Here is a 1624-nt window from a genome sequence, read left to right on the forward strand (position 1 = left end):
CAGATCAATCACTGAATCGTAATCGGAAATATCCATTTCTCGAATTGTAATCACTAAAGCCTCCAAAGCTTATAACGCCCTGTTAAGGTGTGAGCAACGCATTACCGAAGCTACCGCATACCACCTTAAACACAAAACGCAACGCATAGCAAAAATGCCAAGTGTTGCGAATCACTCTTAAACAGTTTGTTATAAGCACATTATGTTATTTTCTTATCAACCAAGCTTGAAAACTCTTTCATTGTTTTTAGCTGCTCATCTGAAAGACACTCTCTTGAGTGAAAATTATTTAGCACCAAGCGTTTTTTGCTGAATGTTGGGTGGCTATTGATAAAATTTAAGTAACCCCGAAGTAGCTCAACCTTAGTCGTAGAGCGGGAAAGAGCCTTTTTTACTTTTTCCTCATAACGCCTTATTTCCAGTTCATCATCATACTCAAACTCTTCCACATACAGTTCACGAGCCAGTTTCTTTTGAGACCAACCAAGAAGGTCAAGCAATGACTTAATTTCATTTTGAATTTCACTGATATCCATTGTGTCCCCAAATGTCCCTATACACTATCGTAAATTAGTCATGTCCGATTGAGACAATAAAACTAACAAACGTAAGGAAAAATTTATGGCTAATAATACTCCACCAAATGGTCCAAGCAAAACTGGTAATCCTTCAGGTGGCGGTCGAGGTAACAACCCTCCACGCACTAAATAAGCATAAGAGTGCTAGGTGCTTGTACCTAGCACTTATTAAGGTTTCGCTTCAGGTTTTGGTCAAATAGATGCTTTGATGATTTAAAGTCGGAGTAGCTAACATCACTAATCGTTCTTTCCACTGCACATAAACACAGTATTTGCTTTTTCTGATACTGGCTTGAACTCAATGATCGACCTGAGCTATTAACACACGCATCAGTAAGTGCAAACTCAACTTCCATAGGGTATCTATTATCGAAGATAACCGCTTCGGTAGCTTGTCCTACACCATACCCAATGACACCAATAATCCCAATATACTTAAGTTTTTTCTTAAGTTGCCAACTTTTCACCGATTTATTACATTCAGTGCAAATATATGATGTTTTGACCTTTGTTGGTCCTTCACATTCACAAATACTCAAAATTACTCCTTATTTTGAACAGTTCGGTGCTTATAACGCCCGGCTAAGGGGTTGACAACGCATAGCCGAACTCAAAAAACACACTGTAAACACTGAACTTCAATTTTGTACTAAAGCCGCCACGCGTTGACAATCCCTCTTGAGCCGTTTGTTATACAACCAAAGAACGAGCTTTTTTGTAAACTTGAAACAAACTAACCGATTCATTTATAAACCAAAATGCTAAATCAGCAAAGAAACAAAAAACTCAAATTGAGCGGTTTGGAAGAACAGTGACGAGCGTAGCATGCTCGGCGGACGTTTGGATGCTGAAGGTTATTTTACCGCTAAACTCACAACGACAAACAACCCAACGCGATCAAGAAACAACAAATATGTGATGATTATTTATTGCTTAACTTAAGCCATGAGAACATGGAACTTATCATTCAATTTCAACTCGATTTAGCTGATAAAAACTCACCTTGCCTAACGCCCGGCTAAGGGGTTGACAACGCACCGCCGAAC

Annotated in this window: 1 protein-coding gene; it reads right to left on the reverse strand. The window is 39.0% G+C overall.

The genetic code is table 11. From position 1 onward, the window contains the following. Positions 1 to 200 precede the first annotated feature (200 nt). A complete protein-coding gene (locus tag AACR75_RS18430; RefSeq protein ID WP_052190358.1) occupies positions 201 to 536 on the reverse strand; it encodes a hypothetical protein in 336 nt (111 codons plus the stop codon). Positions 537 to 1624 lie beyond the last annotated feature (1088 nt).

This window comes from Vibrio sp. ZOR0018 (genome assembly GCF_963865925.1).
Taxonomy (GTDB): Bacteria; Pseudomonadota; Gammaproteobacteria; order Enterobacterales; family Vibrionaceae; genus Vibrio; species Vibrio anguillarum.